The sequence below is a fragment of the Mycobacterium sp. Aquia_216 genome (genome assembly GCF_026723865.1).
Taxonomy (GTDB): domain Bacteria; phylum Actinomycetota; class Actinomycetes; order Mycobacteriales; family Mycobacteriaceae; genus Mycobacterium.
Map to the genome: position 1 here is coordinate 1924396 of NZ_CP113529.1, position 21689 is coordinate 1946084.

At 61.4% G+C, this 21689-nt stretch carries 18 protein-coding genes, 1 other RNA gene and 1 pseudogene; 16 read left to right on the forward strand and 4 right to left on the reverse strand.

All coding sequences use genetic code 11. From position 1 onward, the window contains the following. The first annotated feature begins 2 nt into the window (after positions 1-2). The 4 genes and pseudogenes from OK015_RS09120 to OK015_RS09135 all read left to right on the forward strand — a co-directional run bounded on the left by OK015_RS09120 (position 3) and on the right by OK015_RS09135 (position 3721). Entirely contained in the window at positions 3-1031 is a 1029-nt protein-coding gene (locus tag OK015_RS09120) for a tetratricopeptide repeat protein (protein WP_268130842.1), read from the forward strand. Positions 1032-1049: 18 nt separating this feature from the next. Next, on the forward strand, positions 1050-1895 hold the full coding sequence (locus OK015_RS09125) for a maleylpyruvate isomerase family mycothiol-dependent enzyme (protein ID WP_268130843.1): 846 nt from the start codon (positions 1050-1052) through the stop codon (positions 1893-1895). Positions 1896-2002: 107 nt separating this feature from the next. Continuing rightward, positions 2003-2370, forward strand: a transfer-messenger RNA (tmRNA) gene (gene ssrA / locus OK015_RS09130). Positions 2371-2576: 206 nt separating this feature from the next. Then, positions 2577-3721, forward strand: a pseudogene (locus OK015_RS09135) (IS3 family transposase). A gap of 148 nt (positions 3722-3869) precedes the next feature. On the opposite strand, the gene OK015_RS09140 reads toward OK015_RS09135, so the two are convergent. From OK015_RS09140 to OK015_RS09155, 4 genes are all read right to left on the reverse strand, one after another. Next, entirely contained in the window at positions 3870-5420 is a 1551-nt protein-coding gene (locus OK015_RS09140) for an aldehyde dehydrogenase family protein (RefSeq protein WP_268130844.1), read from the reverse strand. 404 nt (positions 5421-5824) lie between these two features. After that, positions 5825-6739, reverse strand: a complete 915-nt coding sequence (locus OK015_RS09145) for an esterase family protein (protein ID WP_268130846.1) — start codon at positions 6737-6739, stop codon at positions 5825-5827. Further along, a complete protein-coding gene (locus OK015_RS09150; RefSeq protein WP_268130847.1) occupies positions 6736-6993 on the reverse strand; it encodes an aldehyde dehydrogenase family protein in 258 nt (85 codons plus the stop codon). Before OK015_RS09150 ends, OK015_RS09145 begins: the two co-directional genes overlap by 4 nt. Before the next feature lie 52 nt (positions 6994-7045). Continuing rightward, the gene (locus OK015_RS09155) at positions 7046-8155 is read right to left on the reverse strand and encodes an NDMA-dependent alcohol dehydrogenase (RefSeq protein ID WP_268130848.1); all 1110 of its coding nucleotides are present in this window, start codon (positions 8153-8155) and stop codon (positions 7046-7048) included. A 1369-nt stretch (positions 8156-9524) separates the two neighbouring features. Between OK015_RS09155 and OK015_RS09165 the strand changes: the two genes are divergently transcribed. From OK015_RS09165 to OK015_RS09220, 12 genes are read left to right on the forward strand one after another with little or no spacing between them, the layout of a single operon-like run. Continuing rightward, entirely contained in the window at positions 9525-10334 is an 810-nt protein-coding gene (locus tag OK015_RS09165; protein ID WP_268130849.1) for an MlaE family ABC transporter permease, read from the forward strand. After that, positions 10331-11188, forward strand: coding sequence for an ABC transporter permease (locus OK015_RS09170; protein WP_268130850.1), 858 nt, complete (start codon positions 10331-10333; stop codon positions 11186-11188). The genes OK015_RS09165 and OK015_RS09170 overlap by 4 nt, the downstream gene beginning before the upstream one ends. Positions 11189-11192: 4 nt before the next feature. Then, positions 11193-12689: an MCE family protein gene (locus OK015_RS09175; protein WP_442791226.1), complete on the forward strand. Its 1497-nt coding sequence runs from the start codon at positions 11193-11195 to the stop codon at positions 12687-12689. 54 nt (positions 12690-12743) lie between these two features. After that, positions 12744-13772: an MCE family protein gene (locus tag OK015_RS09180; protein WP_268130852.1), complete on the forward strand. Its 1029-nt coding sequence runs from the start codon at positions 12744-12746 to the stop codon at positions 13770-13772. Continuing rightward, positions 13769-15127 (forward strand): MCE family protein, encoded by a 1359-nt coding sequence (locus OK015_RS09185; RefSeq protein WP_268130854.1) that lies wholly within the window; start codon positions 13769-13771, stop codon positions 15125-15127. The genes OK015_RS09180 and OK015_RS09185 overlap by 4 nt, the downstream gene beginning before the upstream one ends. Beyond that, positions 15124-16485 (forward strand): MCE family protein, encoded by a 1362-nt coding sequence (locus tag OK015_RS09190; protein WP_268130855.1) that lies wholly within the window; start codon positions 15124-15126, stop codon positions 16483-16485. The genes OK015_RS09185 and OK015_RS09190 overlap by 4 nt, the downstream gene beginning before the upstream one ends. 50 nt (positions 16486-16535) lie before the next feature. After that, entirely contained in the window at positions 16536-17621 is a 1086-nt protein-coding gene (locus OK015_RS09195; RefSeq protein ID WP_326498543.1) for an MCE family protein, read from the forward strand. 1 nt (position 17622) lies between these two features. After that, the gene (locus tag OK015_RS09200) at positions 17623-19086 is read left to right on the forward strand and encodes an MCE family protein (protein WP_268130857.1); all 1464 of its coding nucleotides are present in this window, start codon (positions 17623-17625) and stop codon (positions 19084-19086) included. Then, entirely contained in the window at positions 19050-19706 is a 657-nt protein-coding gene (locus tag OK015_RS09205) for an Mce protein (RefSeq protein WP_268130859.1), read from the forward strand. The genes OK015_RS09200 and OK015_RS09205 overlap by 37 nt, the downstream gene beginning before the upstream one ends. Next, the gene (locus OK015_RS09210; RefSeq protein WP_268130861.1) at positions 19703-20356 is read left to right on the forward strand and encodes a hypothetical protein; all 654 of its coding nucleotides are present in this window, start codon (positions 19703-19705) and stop codon (positions 20354-20356) included. The genes OK015_RS09205 and OK015_RS09210 overlap by 4 nt, the downstream gene beginning before the upstream one ends. Before the next feature lie 56 nt (positions 20357-20412). Continuing rightward, on the forward strand, positions 20413-20751 hold the full coding sequence (locus tag OK015_RS09215) for a DUF732 domain-containing protein (protein ID WP_434086260.1): 339 nt from the start codon (positions 20413-20415) through the stop codon (positions 20749-20751). A 16-nt stretch (positions 20752-20767) separates the two neighbouring features. Continuing rightward, positions 20768-21415: a CAP domain-containing protein gene (locus tag OK015_RS09220; RefSeq protein WP_268130862.1), complete on the forward strand. Its 648-nt coding sequence runs from the start codon at positions 20768-20770 to the stop codon at positions 21413-21415. The last annotated feature ends 274 nt before the right edge of the window (positions 21416-21689 follow it).

Sequence of the window (21689 nt, forward strand, 5' to 3'; positions counted from 1 at the left end):
CGATGACATCGGAGTCCGGTGTCGACCAAGCCATCCACATCGCCGAGGCGTACTTCGACACCGAGAATTACGAGCGCGGTCGTGAGGTTTTGCGCCGTTCCCTGGCGCAATACCCAAGCGATCCAGGCTTATTGGCGCAACATGCGCGCGCTGAATACCTGCTTGAAAATTACGACGGCGCCTCCCGCAGCGCCTACGCCGCATTGGCCGCCGCGCCGCAGCATGAGTTGGCCATGCGGATATATGCGTTGTCGCTCGATGGTCTAGATCGCTGCGGTGACGCGCTGTGGATGGCCTGGCAGGGAGTGCGAACCCATCCGAATGAGCCTCTGCAACATCGGGTTTACGCTCGATTGCTGCAAAAGTCCAGGCAGTTACATTCGGCGCTGATGGTCGTCGACGAGGCGTTACGGCTCGACCCCGCGAGTCCTGACGGGCTCGTCCTGCGGGGCTCGATCCTGCATGACATGGGCCGCATCCGGGAATCGACTGACTCCTACCGGCAGGCGCTGGCGTTGGACGCAAACCATGCCGCGGCGCTGAACAATATGGCCGTTAATCGGCTGCAGCGCGGCAAATTTGGCCATGCTCTGCGCGGGTTTCTCGGTGCCGCGGGCAGTGACCCGGCGCTAGGTGATCTGGTCCGCAGGAATATCGGCGCGGTGCTGGCGAAAATGCTGAGGCGGCTGACGGTCGTCGCCACGGTGCTGGCGGTCCTGATCCAAATCGTCGGGTTTACCCACGACGACGGTCATCCGACAGTGACGCTGCAGGTGGCCACCGGATTGCTCACGGCGGCGCTGATCTTCATTCTCGGTCGGGTCCTGCACGCCATACCTCGCTCCGTGCTGGTGTCCGTGTTACGCGAGCGGTGCTTCGTCGTTGCTCGCCTCGTCCATGCGCTGCTAGTGATCGGCCTTGGAGTTTGCGTTGCCGCGTTCGGCGGATTGACTTGGTCGACCGCGGTAGCCGTGATGTTGACGATCGCCGGCCTGATTCTGACGCGAGTGGGGCTAACGCTGGGCCGATAATCGGCCTAGCATCCGACCATGGCCGCGCGTTCTGTCACCACGCTCGACAAACCGGATGTGCTGAACGGCCTGTTCGCGGTGTGGGACTCCATTGACGGGCTGCTCGCCGGGTTGCCCGAGGACCAGTGGCGCGCGGCGACGCCGCTGCCGGGATGGAACGTGCAGGGTGTGGTGTCGCACATCATCGGCACTGAGTCGTTCCTCGAGGGCATCGCCGCGCCCGAACCGGACATCGACGTCAAGGCGCTCGACCATGTGCACAACGACATCGGGGCGATGAACGAGTGCTGGGTGCGCCACCTCGGCGGACAATCTTGCAGCAATGTTCTGGAGCGATACCGCGCGGTGACGGACCGTCGGCGCAAGGTCCTGCAGGACATGTCGATCCAAGACTGGAACGCCGAAACTCTGACACCCGCAGGCCCAGAGAGTTATGGACGCTTCATGCGGATCCGGGTCTTCGACTGCTGGATGCACGAGCAAGACATCCGCCTGGCGCTGCGGCGGCCCTCATCCGATGCCGAGCTGGAGGGGGCTGCGACGCGACTGTCGCTCGACGAGATCGCGGCCACATTGGGCTTCGTTGTCGGCAAACTCGCCAAAGCGCCCGACGGTTCACGCATCCAATTCGACCTGACCGGGCCGCTGGACCGCAGCATCCGCGTCAACGTCGAAGGGCGCGCTCAGGTGGTGGAGGACTTCGGCGAGTTGGAGCCGACGGCGACGGTCCGAGTGGACGCACTTCAGTTCACCAGGCTCGCCGGGGGGCGTCCGATGTGCCCGGCGCGGCCGCAGGCCGTCGAATTCGGTGGTGACACGGATGTCGCCGCCCGGATCGTCGAGCGGCTGAACTTCGTGATCTGACCGCAGCCTGGACGCGGGAAGATAATTCCGTTGCCGCTGGTTGGCAGAGCCGTACAATGGAGTGTCCTGCCGATAATCGGTGGGGATGCACGAAGAAGCACAGACAAGGGGCTGAACGGTTTCGACTTCGCGCATCGAATCAAGGGAAGCGTGCCGGTGCAGGCAAGAGACCACCGTAAGCGTCGTTGCAACCATATAAGCGCCGATTCACATCAGCGCGACTACGCACTCGCTGCCTAAGCGACTGCGTGTCTGTCAGACCGGGAGTTCCCTCGACCCGGACCCTGGCATCAGCTAGAGGGATCCACCGATGAGTTCGGTCGCGGGACTCATCGGGACACTCACAGCGACTGGGATCGTCATCCTGGCTAGTTCGCGTGACTAGGAGATCCGAGTAGAGACATAGCGGACTGCGCACGGAGAAGCCTTGAGGGAATGCCGTAGGACCCGGGTTCGATTCCCGGCAGCTCCACAGAAAGGGGCCGCAGAGATGCGGCCCTTTTTCGTTTGCGGGTCAGAGTCACAAGCTCTGGCCAGTTTTCTTTTCCATCAACATTCATCGTTTGTGCTCCCACTATGGCATGGGTCTGCTGTACGAATAGGTGACAGCTTTGACCTGCCCCATGGATTGGGTTCCAGATTTGGTGACTAACTGACAGCCTCTGCGAAAGGCTGAAAGACGTGCCTCGTCCCTATCCAGCTGAATTGCGCGCTCGTGCGGGCCGGCAAGCCACAGAACCAGACCGCCCATGATCTGGGTATCCATCCGTCACGCTGTCGAAGTGGCTCAAACAAGACGACATCGACCACGGCGTCCGCCCCGGCGTCCCAACGGGCGAATCGGCCGAGCTACAGGCCGCTCGGCGTCGGATCCACGAATTGGAGAGCGAGCTGTCCATCGTGCGACAGGCGGCCAAGTTCTTGGGTGAGGACAAGCCCCGCCCAAAAGGCTCTACCCGGTGATCGACCGACTCGTCGACGCCGGGGCACCGTTGGACCGCTGCTGCAAAGTCCTTGGCATCACACGGCAGAACTACTACAAGCACAAGCGCACACCGACCACCCCGGCCCAGCTGCGCCGCCAATGGCTGACCGGACTGATCCGCGAAGTCCACGTCGCCTCGCGGGGCACCTACGGGTATCGCCGTATCCACGCCGAGCTCACCCTGGGCATGGGTATCACGGTGTGCCCGCGCACGGTGTCGGTCCTGATGACTCAGGCCGGTATCTACGGGCTGCCCGGACCGACACGCCTCAAACGGTTGCGCGGGGTGGTCACCGCTGATGATCTGGTCAATCGCAAATTCCACCGTCTGCGCCCAAATGAGTTGTGCGTCACCGACATCACCCAACACCGCACCCGGGAAGGATGGCTGTACTGCTGCGCGGTCCTCGATGCGTTCAGCCGGCGAATCGTTGGCTGGTCGATCGATTCGCGGGCTAATTCCACGCTGGTGGTCAACGCGTTGGACATGGCGATCCGCAACCGCCGCCCACCGGCTGGTGGAATTGTCCATGCCGATCATGGAACCCAGTTCACCTCATGGGTCTTCGGTGAAAAGATCCGCGCCGCTGGACTCGTCCCATCCTTCGGCACAGTCGGCGACGGACTCGACAACGCCATGATGGAAAGCTTCTGGTCCTCCATGCAGATCGAACTGCTCGACCGCCGGAAGTGGAGGACCCACGTCGAGCTGGCCAACGCGATCTTCGATTACCTCGAGATCTTCCACAACCGCCGCCGGCGCCATTCAGCGCTGGGCTATCGCACCCCGATCGAGTACGAACTATCCTTTGCCAACGACACCCTCACCGCCGTCAGTTAGCCACCACCACTGGAACCCAACAGGTAGGTCAGGTCAAGCTGTCACCTATTCGTGCAGCAGACCCGTTCGTTGTTCCCAGGGCTTTTGGTAAGTAGGCTCCAAAATTCACTTGCCCGCGGCGCGTAACGAGCCCGACTCGCTGGGGCCTTTACGACACCGTCCCGGGTACTTTGTTGAGCGTGATCGTTTGATGGTTGGCGTATTCGGCGAGCCCATGTAGGGAATTCTCCGCGCCGATCCCAGACTGCTTGTGGCCTCCGAAGACCTGATGGGGGGAGTACTGGTGAACTTCGTTGAGCCAAACTGTTCCCGACTCGAGTTGCCGCGCAATCCGCTGGATGGCATCCAGGTCCTTACCCCACACGCTCGCACCGAGTCCCCACGGCGTGTCGTTGGCGCGGCGTATCACGTCGGCCTCGTCCGACCATCTCAGCAGCGGCGCGATCGGTCCGAACGGTTCCTCGGCAACCAGTCGCGAATCTTCCGGAGGGTTGTCGACTAGCGTGACCGGGACAAACCATCCCGCAGCTGCGGTATCGATGTGGCCGCCGAGCGCAAAGGTGTAGCCATGGGCTCGGCAATCTTCGAAGTACTCGGCGACCTTCCGGTATTGCGGCTCGTTTTGTATCGGGCCGAGTTGGGTCTCGGCTCGTGAGCCGTCGCCGACAACCACGGTCTGTGCGTATGAGACCAGTGCATCACGCACCTCGTCATAAACGCTGTCGTGGATGTAGATCCGTTTGGCGGCATTGCAGAACTGAGCATTGTTCTGGAACGCGGCCCAAAACAGTTGCGGCGCCATTTTTTCGGGGTTCACGTCGCCAAGGACAATTGCAGGGTCGTTGCCCCCCAACTCCAGGGTGATTCGCTTGAGTGTTCCCGCCGCCGAACGCATGACTTGCTTGCCCGTCTCGGTGCTGCCGGTGAACGCGACCTTGGCGATTTCGTCGTGAGCCGTCATCCACTTACCCAGTTCATCGCCTCCGGACACCGCGCTGAGCACGCCGGGCGGCAGCAGGTCCTGAACGATCTCGACCAGCTTCAAGTCGCACAACGGGGTAAACGGTGACGGTTTGACGATAACGGTGTTGCCCGCGACCAGGGCTGGCGCGATTTTCCACACGGCCAACAAAATAGGGAAGTTCCACGGCACAATCGCCGCGACGACCCCCAGCGGCGTGTGCCTGCTGATCACTCGTCGCTGGCCGGTGTCATCGATAACTTCTTCGGGGAGCGACTGCTTGGCGATTTCGCGGAACCACGCGATGGACCCGTAGACCTCCCACTCGGCCATCGGGCGTGGCTTTCCCTGTTCGAAGGTAAGCAGTGCCATGAATTCGTTCGCGTGTTCGGCGAGCCGGTCGCCAATCGTTGATACAGCCGCCTGTCTATGTGCCAGATCGGTGGCGGCCCACGAAGGAAACGCTCTCTTTGCGGCGGCAACGGCTTCATCCAACTGCTCTCGTGTCGCCGACGGAACCGTAGTCAGCACTTGGCGAGTCGCGGGGTTGAACACCGGTTCGGTGTTGTGCGAAACCACAGGGCGCCCGTCGATGGTCATCACAAAATCCGCCGTCACGTCAACTCGGATCGACCGCATCTCAACGCTCATCGTCGGCTCCTGATTTCTACACCCGGACACTGACGATTCTGGTTGGTGTTCGACGGTAGTGGTGTTCGGAAAGCGGACACACCCCACGGGCAGACATCCTGGCTAGGGGAGGCCTTGTTGGTCATCGCTCCAAACGAGGTGACCAGGGTTGCGACCATCACCGGTTGGACTGCTCGACGGTCGCGGTGCGCAATGAATTTACGCGCAAGGCGTAGAGCAATCGCGGTTCGTGCGTCGATGTTCGCGGCTATCGGAGTCGTGCCCGCCAGGTCGGCGACGACTTCCGGGGTGGCGCCATGCACGATATAGCGACGCCCCACAATCAATCGATCGATGCTCAGTTCCGCCTCGCCGGGACGGACCGCGATGTGTCAAGTACTTTGCCATCCGAAACTGCCTTGGCCACAATGACATTGGGTAGCGTAGCGCCGACAAAGGCGATCTAATAGGTGTTCGGCTGCGCCGTCGGGTCTGCTAGCGGTGTCGCGTGGTTAGCGGAGGGCGCCGACGATGTCGCCCGACATGGCGCTCAGCTGTCCCGACCACGAGCCCCAACCGTTGTCGCCGCCGCCGGGGAAGTCGAAGTGCCCATTGTGCCCGCCGACGCTGCGGTACTGCGCGTAAAACTCTCGCGAGCTGCCCATCGCCGCGCCGGCCTGGCCGATCATCGCGGCCGGATCACTGGCATCCATCGTCGTCGGGCTCCACACCCACACCCGGGTGTTGTTCTGCGCCAGCAGCGAGGCGTGCACGTATGGGTCGTGCCACTTCCACCGGCCCAGCTGCGGAGCACCCCACATGCCGTTGCCGTCTACGCCGCCGGACTGCTGCAGCCCGGCCAGGATCGCGCCGTTGTAGTTGGTGCTCGACGGGTACAGGAAGCCCGACAGCGAACCGGCGAAGCCAAAGCGGTCCGGGTGGAAGGCGGCCAGCGCCATCGCCGCGTAGCCGCCCTGCGAGGCGCCCACCGCGGCGTGGCCGCCGGGGGCCAGGCCCTTATTGGCGGCCAGCCAGTCCGGCAGCTCGCTGGACAGGAAGGTGTCCCACTGCTTGCTGCCGTCCTGCTCCCAGTTGGTGTACATGCTGAAGGCGCCCCCGGCCGGGGCGACCACCGAGATGCCCTTGCCCCCCAGTGTGTTCATCGCGTCGCCCGCGGTCACCCAGTTGCTCACGTCCGGGGCCGCGTTGAAGGCGTCCAGCAGGTACACCGCGTGCGGACCACCGCCCAGGAAGGCCACCGGGACCGACCGGCCCATGGCACCCGAGGGCACCATCAACGTCTCGTATCCCGCCGCGGCGGCCTTACCGACGGCTCCCGCGCCCAGCGCCACCCCGCCGAATCCGAATGCTAGCGCGGCAACGCAGAACGCCCCAAGTAACGCTGACCGTTGCCGAAATGTCGTCATATCTGCTCTTCATCTCTGATCGCTTTGTGGCGCTTTGCTCCCGGCCAGTGCGCCCGTCCTGCCCGATCGTGCACCGCCTCGCGGGCAGCACTTACTGCGGCGTCGACATCTTCCTCGTGGGCTTCGGGTACAGAGCCACAGACCAATTCGTCATTGGCGCCGATGACAGTGATCCGCCGATCTGATGTCGGCGCCCGCCACTGGCCGCCGATGAACATCGAGTCGTACTCAATAACCACAAAAGCCACCTTCATTGTGAGACTTGCATAAGCGGCACTGCCGGGCGAAGGAGCCGGCCGCCGATGGTCAGAAGCTGATTACGCCGCGCAGGTTACGACCGGCACGCATGTCCTGGTAGCCGGTATTGATGTCGTCGAGTTTGTAAGTGCGAGTAGCCAATTCGTTAAGCTTGAGGTGGCCGCTGCGGTAGAGGCTGAGCATCTTGGGTATGTGAAGGCGTGGGTTTGCGCTCCCGAAAAGTGAACCGACAAGCCGCTTTTCGGCTAACACCAGATCCAATGCGTTGAGGGACACGACCTCCTCGGTGGCGCGATGCAGATTGGTGACGACGACGGTACCCCGTTTGGCGGTCATCGCGAGACTGTGCCCGATTTGCTGGCCCTCGCCCACCCCGGTCGCATTCACCACCACGTTGGCGCCGAGTCCGTGGGTGAGGTCTTGGACCAGTAGTGCCGCTTCGTCGCTCGAGCTCACTGCGTGTGTCGCACCGAATTCGAGTGCCTTATCACGCTTAAACGCGACAGGATCGACAGCGATCACGTGCTGGGCTCCGGCGAATACAGCCCCTTGGACCGCATTGATGCCGATCCCACCCACACCGATAACGACTGCGGTGTCACCGGCCCGTACGCCACCGGCAAATACCGCCGACCCCCAACCGGTCACCACGCCGCAGCCGAGCAGACATGCCACGTCGAGGGCAATGTCGTCATCGATCTTGATGCAGTTGGCTTCGCTGACCACGGTGTGCTGAGCGAATGTTCCCAGTAAACACATCAACCCCAGGTCGGTTCCTCGCGCGTGGTGGCGGCTGGAGTGATCGCTGATCTGCGTTCCAGTACCCAGAAATTGGCCCAGCTCGCAGAGGTTTTGCATCCCCGCCGAACAAGCTGAACACCTGCCACAGGCGGGGATGAAACCGAAGATCACACGATCGCCGGCCTTCAGGTTGTCCACACCGGTTCCGGTCTGGACGACTGTCCCAGCCCCTTCATGACCGCCGATCATCGGCAACGGCCAGGGTAGGTCGGCCGTGCGTACATGTTCGTCGGAGTGGCATAACCCGCTGCCGCCCAACTCGACGAGCACCTCGCCATGCCGCGGGGAATCCAGGTCGATCTCCTCGACGCTCCACGGGCCCCCGCGCTCCCACAAGATGGCAGCTTGCGTCTTCATGTCGTTTCCTTCACAGTAATGCCGGACCTCCACGGTCGCCGTAAAGGCGGGGCGCGTCATACAGGCATAGTCCGGTTCCATCCGTCGACAAGGCGGCGGGCCGGACATGATGTAAATCCGCGGGAAGTGTTAAGCTACAACAAGTCTCATTCGGTGACTTTGGCGCAGGATGCGGTCACAAATGAGTGATAACAAACAAAGCCGAGAACGAAAAGACGACCGGTCTCGTCGACCCGCCGACCCCACTGGCAGGTTCACCTCCCACCGAAATGCCCTTGTAACGCGCGACCAGGCTTGCAGCAAATCCGAAAGTACCGCCCTTAAACTAGGCGCAGATGTCTAACTTCTGGACACATCACACCGCGGAGCTCTTCCGGTCGGGCAGCTGCAACAGCACCAACATGGCCTGATAAGCGGCGGATCATCGAGGTGGGCGGCAACTAAATCGAAACCCAACCCTTTGGCCTTGCGCGGGCAGTGGCCGGTGCCGGCGATGCTGAGCGCCGCTGTCGGCCTGGCGCCGCCGTGACGCTAAGCCGCGCGGCGACCGATGTCACCAACGTCGAGGCTTCCTCGAGCTTGTGTCAGCCGACCGATGTTCTTTTGGGTAACGCGACAAACAGCCAGTTCCGATGCACCGCCTGCACGTTCAGTGGAGCGTGTTCGACCGGCGGTAGTTCCGCCAGATCAACGTCACCTGTCGGTAGTACGTCGGGCTGCGCTAGCGCCGACATCTCCTCGCGCACAATGACATCCACTCCGGGTAGTGATTCACGCAGCGACCGCGTCGACTGCCAAGTGACACAACCTGTGTCCAGAAGTTGAACAAACGCGTCGGCTCCGCCCATGCGACCCTTATGTCGCGGTAGTTCGGCGCGGATGAGTGAAGGGTGGGACGAGATGACGACCCAGGCGTCCGTCATGCGGGCCGCGGGGCCCGGGCGGGTGACGCTGTAGTGGTTTTGGCACGCGACTACCTCAACCAACGAGGTGTGAGCTGCGCTCACTCCCCAGACGTCGAGACTTCGGCAGGACTTCCAGTCGTCGATGGGATCCACACCGCGTACAGCATTGCAGCGCAGAACGTTCCGTCAACGCTTCACGCCACGGACACTATCACCGCGACGATCAGCAATCAGGGTAGTGACTTGGATGCATTGGTGCTCAACGCAATCGGATCACAAGCGCCCCAAATTCTTAGTTCTCGCCGCGGCGGTGCCGAAAAGCCCCTGCTGGAGATCCTGAAGGGGAATTCCGCTTGATGCACGCTGACATGGCCAGCTCGTGACGACCGCCATCGTCAAATACGGCGCCTCGCCCGGATACAGACTCAGCGGCCCGCCAGTCCTACGAGAAGACACGTAATCCGATGTCCCTCAATCAACTCCGTGAATCAACAGGCTGGCGACCTGGCGCTACCGTCGCCGTCGCTTTGACCCCGCTACGCAACATCGGCGGCTTCTTCGCCTTCAGTCTCGATATCTTCGTCGGGATGCTCAGTCCCCCGTTCGCCTGGCGCGAATTCCTTGACCAGACGTGGTTTGTGGCGCGGGTGTCGTTGGTCCCAGCACTGATGCTGTCGATTCCCTACGTCGTCATCACGGTATTCGCCTTCAATGTATTGCTGATAGAGGTTGGCGCTGCCGATTATTGCGGCAGTGGTGCGGCAACCGCCGCAGTCAATCAGATTGGGCCCTTAGTAACGGTTTTGGTAATCGCGGGCGCCGGCGCCGCCGCGATGTGCGCTGATCTGGGAGCACGCACAATCCGCGAAGAACTCGATGCCCTGAGTGTCATGGGCATTGACCCGGTCAGGGCGTTACTGGTTCCCCGGGTGCTAGCCGCGACCGTCGTGTCGTTGCTGCTGTCCTCGCTGGTGACGCTGACCGGGCTCACAGGAGGGTTCCTCTTTTCAGTGTTCTTCCAGCACGTTACGCCCGGCGCCTTTGTCGCTGGCATGACCTGGATCACCGGAATAAGCGATGTATTGGTCTCCATGATCAAGGCCACGCTGTTCGGACTAACAGCGGGCCTAGTTGCCTGTTACCAGGGCACGACGGTTCACAACGGGCCTGCGGGGGTGGGCAACGCGGTCAATGAAACCGTGGTGTTTTCGTTCGTCCTGTTGTTCATTATCAACCTTGTGGCTACTGCCATCGGATACGAGGTCGTCAAATGAGCGTTGAAGTCATTGGCGCGCAGCTGTTTCCGAGCGCAAAGCGCGGATTGAGCAGGGCGAGGTCTCGTTGGTGTCAACTTGGCGAGCAGACGAGGTTCTACGGGAAAACCATCGCGTCGCTCGCCGACGTCGTCGTGAAGTACAGAGCTGAACTGCTACGGCAGGTTGCGGCGATGAGCCTGGGAACGGGCGCACTTGCCGTGATCGGGGGTACGGTTGCAGTCGTTGCCTTTCTCACGATGTCAACTGGCGGACTGGTTGCCGCACAAGGCTACAACCAGTTCTCGCAGATCGGATTCGAAGCCCTGGTCGGCTTTGCATCGGCCTTTCTGAACAGTCGGGTGATTACGCCCGTCACCGCAGCGATCGGGCTGGCTGCAACGATCGGCGCCGGTGCCACCGCGCAACTTGGCGCCATGCGCATCAACGAAGAGATCGACGCTATCGAAGTCATGGGTGTCCGCCCGATCGCCTACCTGGCATCGACGCGGTTGGCGGCTGGGGTAATCGTCGTTGTCCCGCTGTACAGTGTGGCGCTCATAATGTCCTACAGCGCAGCAAGATTGGGCACCACAGCCATATATGGCCAGTCGGCCGGTGTCTACAACCACTATTTCAACACGTTCTTGGTGCCCGGTGATGTAATTCGTTCATTCGCCGTCACGATCGTGGCAGCGGCAATAATCATGTTGGTACACACCTATTATGGGTTCACCGCCAGCGGCGGACCGGCCGGCGTCGGCGAGGCCGTCGGACGTGCTACCCGTACGTCTCTGGTTGCCTCGGCGTTGTTGATTCTGTTCGCTTCTCTGGCGATATATGGCCAGACCGGTCTTTTCCACTTCTCGGGGTGACGCGGTGGCGAAGCGCAGGGACAGACCCCGGATTCCCTCGGAGGCGTTGGCAGCCTTGCTGGTTGTCGCGGTGATGGTCGCCGTGGGGGTGTGCCTCGCGGCATTCAACCAATCCTTCACGCCATCGGTACCGGTGACTCTGACTTCGGACCGCTCCGGGCTTGTCATGGAACCGTACGCCAAGGTGAAGATGCGCGGCGTCGAGGTGGGAAGGGTAGCCACCGTCACAGGGGGCTTGAATCAGGTAAGTCTTCGATTGGATATCGATCCCGACCAAATCAATTACATTCCAGCCAACGTCGAGGCACGCATCGACTCCACGTCGCTGTTCGGCGCGAAGTTCGTTGACCTCGTCTACCCCAAACAGGCTAGTGTGCAACGGCTGTCGGCCGGGGCGGTACTAAAGGCCCAAAACGTTGCCGTCGAGGTGAACACGGCATTCGAGAACCTCGTCAATCTCATCAAGCAGATCGATCCGGCCAAACTGAACGCAGTACTTTCCGCGCTGGCTGAAGGTGTACGAGGCCAGAGCGAGCGCATCGGAGAAGCCACGACCGATGCCAACGAGGTTCTCTTGGCGTTAAATCCACGCACCGACGCCATCCGCGACGATTGGCGCGCTGTTAGGGCTGTCAGCGACACCTACGGCGCAGCCGCTCAGGACATCCTCAAGACATTGTCTGCGGTCAGCACCACCAGCGTGACCATCACCAACCAGGCCAGCCAACTCGACGCGTTACTGCTTGGAGTCGCGGGCTTTTCCGAAAGCGGCATCAACGTATTGGGCCCAAGCAAAGACAACTTCATCAAGGGGTTCAACTCCCTGCGGCCAACGGCCGACCTCTTGATGAATTACAACCCCGAACTGACCTGCCTACTCGTAGGCGCCCAGACCACCCTGGACAAGGGCCTGTTGGATTATGCGGGAGGGTATAACGGCAAGTCGGTCATCATGGATGCAGCATTGCTCCTCGGCGACGACCCGTACCGATACCCGCAGAATCTGCCGATCACAGCCGCCAAGGGCGGACCCGGCGGTAAGCCGGGCTGTGGCTCGTTGCCCGACGTCGCCAAGAACTGGCCGGTGCGTTATCTCGTCACCAACACCGGCTATGGCAGTGGCGTAGATATCCGCCCGAACCCTGGAATCGGATTCCCCGGTTGGGCCAACTATTTCCCGGTCACCCGAGGGATTCCCGAACCACCCAGCATCCGTCACCCAGGTGGGCCGGCGCCGGGACCCATCCCCTACCCCGGGGCGCCTCCCTACGGGGCCTCGCTCTACGGCCCGGACGGAACCCCGCTCTATCCCGGTTTGCCGCCAGCACCCCCACCCGGCAGCCCGCACGAACCCGGGCCGCCACCTCCCGGGGCGGAGCCGTTCAGCCCTCCGTTCCCGGCACAGGCCCAACCGACCTACGCGTTCGAGCCGCCGCCGCCTCCACCTTCAGCGTCGTCGGAAATCCCGACCGCACCACCCGATCAACGACCACCGCCCTGATCCAGGCCAGGCCACATGTCCACGTCGAACGATCAACGAAGGAGGTGAATTACCATGCGACGTAACCTGTCAGGCTTGGTGGTGCGTCTGTCGATCTTCGTGATCGTGTGCGTCTTGGGTGCATTTGGGCTTCTCGCGATCTTTGCGCAACTGCGACTCCAGGACGAAAAGAGTTACAACGCCGTCTTTACTTCAGTGTCAGGCCTGGCGGGCGGCAACTTCGTCCGCATCGCCGGCGTCGAGGTCGGCAAAGTCAAGCACATCAGCATCAGAGACGACGCTACGGCACTGGTCGAATTCACCGCCGACGAGTCCGTGGTGCTAACCGAAGGCACTAAAGCGGTGATTCGATATGACAACCTCATTGGCGGTCGATACCTGGCGCTAGAGGAAGGGGCAGGTGGAACCAAGAAGATGCCCCCGGGCGCCACGATTCCGCTGGATCGAACGGCGCCTGCCCTAGATCTCGATGCCCTAATTGGCGGATTCCGGCCACTATTTCGGGCCTTGGACCCAGCTCAAGTCAATGCGCTGACGAGTCAGCTCATCGCCGCATTCCAAGGCCAGGGCGCCACGATCGGATCGATCCTGGTCCAGACCGCAAGTCTGACAAACACATTGGCCGATCGAGACGCCCTGATTGGCCAGGTTGTTGTCAACCTCAATACGGTGCTCGGCTCGTTCGGCGACCGCAGCGACAAGTTCGGTAAGGCGGTGCAGTCCCTTTCAGAACTCGTGCATGCACTCGAGGGCCGCAAGCAAGACCTCAGTACCGCGCTGGCCTACTCCAACGAGGGCGCGGCCTCCCTCGCGGGTCTATTGAGCCAGGCACGACCGCCGTTACAGAAAGTGGTCGGCGAAACCGACCGCGCAGCCGGAACCGTGCTTGCCGATCGCGACTACTTCGACAACCTGCTTAACACGTTGCCCGACGCCTACCAGGTCCTAGGCCGCCAGGCAATCAGCGGCGACTTCTTCAGCTTCTATCTATGCGACCTGGTGCTGAAGGTCAATGGCAAAGGTGGCCAACCGGTCTACGTAAAGGTCGCCGGCCAGGACACGGGCAGGTGTACCCCTCGATGAAACCATTCCGGGAACGCAACCTCATTGTCATCGGCGTCATCGGTGTGACGCTACTGATCACCGCGATCGTCGGCGCCTTCAATTACAGCAAGCTGCCCTTCTTCTCCTCAGGCACAACCTATTCGGCATACTTCGACGAACTCGGTGGATTGACGACCGGCTCTCCAGTGCAAGTGTCGGGCTTTCGGGCTGGACAGGTGAAAAGCATCAGCCTCGAAGCCCACGGAGTGCTGGTCGCATTTACAGTGGCCGAAGACATCCGCCTTGGTGAGCAGACAGAAGCAGCGATCAAGACCATCGGCGTGCTGGGCAATAAGATCTTGACCGTTACACCGCGCGGAAAGGGCCGCCTGTCCGGCGTCATCCCGATCGAGCGCACCACCTCCCCGTATCAGCTGCCTGACGCGCTCGGCGATCTCACCGCAACCATCAGCGGCCTTAATACCGAGCAGCTGTCAAAGTCGTTGCAAACATTGAGCGACACGCTGCACGACACCCCGCCTCAGCTCAAAGTCGCCGTTGACGGCGTTGCGCGCTTCTCACAGACACTCAATGAGCGCGATGCGCAGCTGCGCACGTTGCTCACCAACGCGCGGAAGGCCACAGGTGTGTTAGCCGAGCGCGCCGATCAAATTGTGCGACTCGTCCATGACACCAATGCCCTTCTCGCACAACTGCGTACGCAAAGCGCGGCATTGGATCGCCTCTCGGGAAATATCTCTGCTCTGGCCCAGCAGATCCGAGGCCTCATTGCGGAAAACCGCGACTCGTTGAAACCAGCATTGGACAAGCTAAATAGCGTTCTGGCGATCATCGATGACCGCAAGGTTCAGGTGCAAAAATCCATCAAGGGATTCAACGACTACGTTATGGCGCTGGGCGAATCGGTGTCGTCCGGCCCGTTCTTCAAAGCCTATCTCGCGAACCTGTTCCCTGGTCAGTTCATTCAGCCTTTCGTGGATGCCGCGTTCTCAGATCTCGGCTTGGACCCTCACGTGCTCGCACCCTCCCAGCGCCACGATCCCCAAACAGGTCAGCCCGGCACGCCACCGCTGCCGATGCCCTACCCGCGCACCGGCCAAGGCGGGGAGCCGAATCGGACACTGCCTGACGCCATTACAGGCAACCCTGGCGATCAGCTATGTGGTCTGCCCGGCGTACCGCTACCCGGCCCTTCTTGCTACCCCTACCGTCAACCGCCGCCGGTCCCGCCGCCGGGAGGCCCGCCACCTGGTCCACCCGCGCCACCCATACCTGGGCAGGCATCCTTCGATGTACCGAACCCTTTCCCGATGGACGTCCTCGGTCCAAATGACCCACCATTCGCCGTCTCGTCTAGGGAGGCGGGCCGATGATACGGCGGCAATCCATGATTCGAGTGGCTCTCGCTGTCATACTCGTGGCGATAGTCGTTGGCGGAGGCTTTATTTCGTTACGTGAGGTGACGAAGACGCGAACTAACATCGTTGCCTATTTCGTCAATAGCAACGGCCTGTTCGTCGGCGACGATGTCCGGATCCGCGGTGTCAACGTGGGCAAGATTGAGGCAATCGAACCGCAACCCATACAAGTGAAAATCACGTTCTGGGTCGATGACAAGTACAAAGTACCGGCCGACGCCAAGGCCGTGATCCTCTCACCAACCCTGGTGACCGCCCGTGCCATCCAGCTGACCCCTCCCTACCGCACTGGCCCCACCCTGGCAGACCACGCGGTCATTAACGAAGACCGCACTGCCGTTCCCGTGGAATGGGACGACTTTCGCGCACAATTGGAACGCCTCACCAAAACCCTCCAGCCCACAGAGCCTGGCGGAGTCAGTACATTAGGCGCCTTCATCAACACCACCGCCGACAATTTGCGCGGGCAAGGTCCGGCAATCCGCGATGCCATCATCAAACTCTCCGAGGCGCTTTCGTCGCTCGGGGACCACAGCGATGACACGTTCACCAGCGTCAGGAACCTGTCCACACTGGTCTCGGCTCTCCAAGACAGCACCACCCTGATGCGTCAACTGAACGACAACCTAGCGTCGGTCACCGCACTCCTGGCCAACGACCCCAACGAAGTCGCCAACGCCGTCAAGGACTTCAACTCCGCTGTGAACCAGGTGACTTCATTCGTTGCCGATAACCGCAACAGTTTGGGCACAACCTCGGAGAAACTCGCCTCGATATCGCGGGCCTTGACCGACAGTCTCGACGACATCAAACAAGCGCTCCACATCGCGCCGACCAACCTGGGTAACCTCATCAACGTCTATCAACCTGCCCAAGGCACTCTCAGCGGGCTACTTGCGTTGAACAACTTCAGCGACCCGATTAGCTTCCTATGCGGCGCAATACAAGCCGCATCGCGATTGAACGCCGAGCAATCGTCGAAGCTGTGCGTGCAGTATCTGGCACCGATCGTCAAGAACCGCCAGTACAACTTCCTGCCTCTAGGTCTCAATCCCTTCGTCGGCGCCGCCGCGCGACCAAATGAAATGACCTACAGCGAAGACTGGATGCGACCGGATTATGTTCCGCCACAGGCAAAGCCAGACGCTTTGCCCGGTTCGGCCGGGTCAGCAACTCCGCCGGCGGATGGCCCGCAGCCACCTGCCACCGACGCGACAACCAACGGACCGGTTTTGCCCGTCAATTCACCCAGGCAGACCGATCCGGCTGCAGGTCTATCGGGCATGATGGTGCCCGCCGGGAGCGGATCATGATGACCTCCCGCGCACACCGTGTCGTTGCATTCGTGACCGCTTCTCTCCTGATGCCACTGGCGTCGGCATGCGACTGGCACGGCCTGAACTCACTTCCCCTACCTGGCACCCAGGGCCGCGGGCCCGACTCCTTCACCATCCAGGCCCAGATGCCGGACGTGAACAATATTCAAGAGAACTCACGTGTCCGTGTCGGTGACGTCAACGTCGGTACAGTCACCCGAATCGAACGGCAAGCCTGGCACGCGTTGCTGACGATCAGGCTCAACGGTGGCGTGAACATGCCCGCAAATTCCACGATCTCGGTCGGTCAAACCGGCTTGCTTGGGTCACTGCACATCGAACTGGGACGGCCGACGAACGCACCACCCGAAGGTAGGCTGCACCAGGGTTCGTTAATACCGTTATCTCAGGGTGGCGCCTATCCTTCCACCGAGCAGACCCTGGCGGCGGTCTCGCTGCTGCTCAACGGCGGTGGGCTGGGTCAGGTCCAAGACATCACCAAAGCGCTCAGTACCGCATTCGGTGGCCGCGAGGACAACCTGCGAAGTTTGATGGACCAGCTTGAGACGTTCATCGGCCGCACCAATCATCAAACGACTGACATCATCGCCGCCACCGACAGTCTCAATCGGCTAGTCGGACAGTTCGGCGCACAAAAACCTGTGGTGGACAAGGCGCTTGACACCCTGCCCGAAGCACTAGCGGTGTTGAACAAAGACAGGGACGACCTCATCGAAGCCGTCGACCAATTAGGGAAGTTCAACGCGATCGCCGCGGATTCCATCCGCCAGACCAAAGAAGCACTGGTTTCAGAACTCAAGGATCTCGGCCCGGTGCTTGAATCGCTGGCCAATGCCGGACCCGCCCTCACCCGTTCGCTGGGGCTGCTCACAACATTCCCCTTCCCCAAGGACACTCTGACCAAGTGGATGCGTGGTGACTACGGCAACCTCACCGTCATCGCTGACTTAACGCTCAGCCGCATCGATTCGGCGTTATTCACCGGGACACGCTGGGAAGGCAACTTGACCGAGCTGGAGCTGCAGTGGGGCCGCACCATCGGCCAATTGCCCAGCCCTTACACCGCAGCCAACCCGCTGACCGTTCCATATCACCGGGACCAGGGGCCCTAACGTGCATCTCAATAAGCGAGTCCAGGTGCAACTGGCCTTCTTCTCAGTGATCACATTGCTGGCTGGAGGCATCGTCATGTTCGGATACCTCCGACTGCCCGGTCAGCTGTTTGGTATTGGGCAATACCGAGTTACGCTGGCTCTCAACACTTCTGCTGGACTCTACCCCAACAGCAACGTCACTTACCGCGGCACCGAAGTCGGCCGTGTCGACGCAGTTCAACTCACCCCAAACGGTGTCGATGCCGTCTTGTCACTGCGGTCGGCCGTTAAAATTCCCGCCGACCTCGATGCCGAGGTGCACAGCCAAACCGCGGCAGGCGAAAACTTCGTCGAACTCATACCAAGGCGTGCCGGCGGTCCAAACCTCAAGGACGGCAGCGTGATACCCGCTGACCGAACGACGGTTCCCCCCGATATCAATAACTTGCTTCGCGCGACGAATACCGGTCTACTGGCAATTCCGCACGCCAACCTCAAAACCGCCATCGATGAATCCTTTACCGCCTTCGGTGGTCTCGGCCCTGAATTGTCGCGCATTGTGAAATCGAGCACCGCCTTGGCCATCGATGCCCGCAAGAACCTGGACGCGCTCACCACAGTTGTCGACCACTCCAAGCCAATCCTCGATACCCAAGTCGACACCTCGGATTCGATCCAGGCATGGGCTTCCAATCTCGCTCAGATCACTGGCCAGCTGCAAGCCCAAAATGACTCCGTGAGAGGCATTGTGAAAGATGGGCCCGCCGCCGCGGACCAACTGCGCCAATTACTCGACCGACTGCGGCCAACCCTGCCGATCATCATGGCCAACTTGGTCAGTCTCGCCGACGTGGCACTCGTCTACCAACCCAACCTCGAGGAGGTCCTGGTGCTCTTCCCCGCAGGGGTGCAGATGATGCAGGGCGCTGGACTCGCCAACCGTGACACGAAGCAGGCCTACCGCGGCCTGTACCTGTCATTCAATTTGAATCTGAACTTACCGCCCCCGTGCACCACGGGATATCTGCCGGCCCAACAGATGCGGTCGCCAAGTGAGGTCGATTCTCCCGCTCGTCCGCCCGGTCAGATCTACTGCCGCGTTCCCCAAGACTCCATTTTCAATGTTCGCGGCGCGCGGAACCTGCCTTGCGAAACCCGCCGCGGTAAGCGTGCCCCGACCGTGAAGTTGTGTGAAAGCGACGAGCCATACGTGCCACTCAATGACGGTTACAACTGGAAGGGCGATCCCAACGCCACCTACACAGGCCAGGACATCCCGCAGCCGCCGCCGGGCACACCACCACCGGCTGGTGTACTCGGACCCAGCCCGCCGCCGGCCGCGATACCGGCTGCCGGGTATGACCCGGCGACCGGCACCTATCTCGGACCGGATGGACATCAATACACCCAATCGGATCTGGCTCAAACGGCACCGAAGGAGAAGACATGGCAGTCAATGTTGACACCGCCGCCGCGGAGGTGACCGAGTCGGCGCCGGCCGATCGGATCGACCCAGACGGTAGTGGCGTAGATCTCGAGGGAACCGAGCTCGACGGCGATGAGGCCTTCGACGACGAACACGACGCGGCCACGACATCTCCCGCCTCTGCCGAGAAGTCTGGATCGAAACTCCGCCTGGCGCTTACGCTCTCGACGACGGCTGTCGTGTTGGTTGCGGGGCTGATCGGCTGGCTTGGATTTCGACTACATCAAGACCATCAAAGCCAGCAGCAGCGCAGCCTGCTTCTTGAGGTCGGTCGCCAAGGCGCACTGAATTTGACCACTATCAGCTACACCGAGGTCGACGCCGACATCAAGCGCATCCTGGATTCCTCGACGGGCGCTTTCTACGAAGAATTCCAAAAACGTTCCCAACCGTTCATCGACGTTGTCAACAAGACACAGTCCAAGACGGTCGGCACAATCACCGAAGCAGGCTTGGAATCCCAGCAAGGCGATCAGGCGCAGGTGTTGGTAGCAGTATCGGTGCATACCTCGAGTGCGGCTGCGGCCGAGCAGCCGGTGCGGTTGTGGCGGATGCGTGTCTCGGTGCAGAAGGTCGGCGACGTCGCCAAGGTCTGTAACGTCGAGTTCGTGCCATGAGGTGGCCCAATCCGCGTCGTGCGAACGACGTCATCGACAATGACTCGGCGCCGGAATTCACTGCTGAGCCGGTAATAACACTCGACGTGCAGCACAACAGCGAGAGCACCGAGGCCGCGAGTCAGGTCCAGGAGCCAGACATCCCACCTGTGCAAGTGCGGCGAGGTGGTCGCTGGTGGCGGACGCTCGCCTACGGAATACTGCCCGCGTTGGCGTTGGTGGGGGCCGTGACCGCCGGCTACTTGAAATGGCAGGACGGCTCGGCCCGTGACAGCACGCTCGCCCGCAGCGAATCCGTGCGAGCAGCCACCGACAGCACGATTGCGATGCTCTCCTACAAGGCCGACACCATCGACAAGGATCTCGGACTGGCCGGGGACCATTTGACCGGCCGATTCCGCGATTCCTACACATCATTGGTCAACCAAGTCGTGATCCCTGGTGCAAAACAAAAGCACATTTCAGCGGTAGCCACGGTCCCGGCCGCGGCGTCGGTATCAGCGACCGAAAACCATGCCGTGGTCCTCGCGTTCGTCAATCAGACCGTCGCCGTCGGCGAGGATCCCCCGACTAGCACCGCATCCAGCGTGCGAGTAATCCTGGACAAGATTGGCCAACGATGGCTCATCTCAGATTTCACCCCCGTGTGAGGCCGAAAGTGGAACGGCCGACGCCCGACTTCAGAGTAAGAGCGACTGCCTGCGCGGTGGCCACAGCCGCGCTGGCCCTTACTTTCTGCGCTACTCCACGCGCCTACGGCGCGCCGGCACCAGAGGTCGAATACCTCTATGACGTCACCGTGCGACGCCACTACAGCTTTCCCGACAACGACGCGCTCGGCTATGGCCACGGCATCTGCGACGAGGTCAGTCGAGGCGACAGCTACGCCCAGATACTGGATGCCACGAAACGCGACGTCGGTCCCAGCGACGAGTTCGCGGCGAACTATCTCGTTTCCTATGCGGTCAATCTGCTTTGCCCCGCGCTGATTTGGCAACTCCGCAACTCCGCGGCGCACTATCGCCCGCCGACAACCGGCGGCTGAGAAGGAGGAAGATGAGATGCAGTATCGCCTAGTGGGCTTGTCTGCGCTAATTGTCGCCGCCGGGACCCTGCTGAGCGCCCCAGTCGCGCACGCCGACGGTGACATCAACACGCTCGTACTCAACAACAAGCGACTCAACGACGGTGTGATCGCCAACGTCTTCACTGTGCAGCACCAGGCAGGTTGCACTAACGACATTAGCCCCAACCCCCAGTTGCAACTCGCTGCGCAGCGGCACAGCAGAGATGTGTTGAACAACCGCGCCCTTGACGGTGACGTCGGCTCCGACGGCTCCAACCCGCAAGACCGCGCCAATGCGGCCGGCTACCCGGGTAAGGTCGCTGAAACGGTGGCGATCAATCCCGCATTGGCCATCAGTGGCGTCGAGCTAATCAAGCAGTGGTATTCCAACCCAGCTGATTTCGCCATCATGTCCACCTGTGCGAATAGCCAGATGGGGGTGTGGTCAGAAAATAGCCCCGACCGCACGGTCGTGGTGGCCGTCTACGGGCAGCCGCAGCACGCAATCAACACGACAGGCCAAAATGTGGCGCCCGATCCCAGCCCCGACTACGACGCCAGCGACGAACTCGAGTTTGGCATCCGCTGGTTGCCCTGGATCCTGCGCGGCGTCTACCCACCACCGGCTAACCCGCCGCAATAACCCAGACCGCCCTCGACGCCCAACTTCTCACAGCGGAACGACGCGCGAGCGCGATCCGATTACGCCGAGGTGGCGGCCGACCAGCGGCACCGTCGGAGGCAGAATGTACATTACAGCCGAGGGTCGGCGTGGGTAGGAAACGTGGCCAAAAACTGCGAGACACCTTAGGACTCAGCGTTGTAGACGGGGTGGGGCCACCGAGCTGCTGAACATCTTCATCTCCGCAGCCGGCGAAGACATCCCCCCGGGAGCCAACGGCATACCGATACCGGGC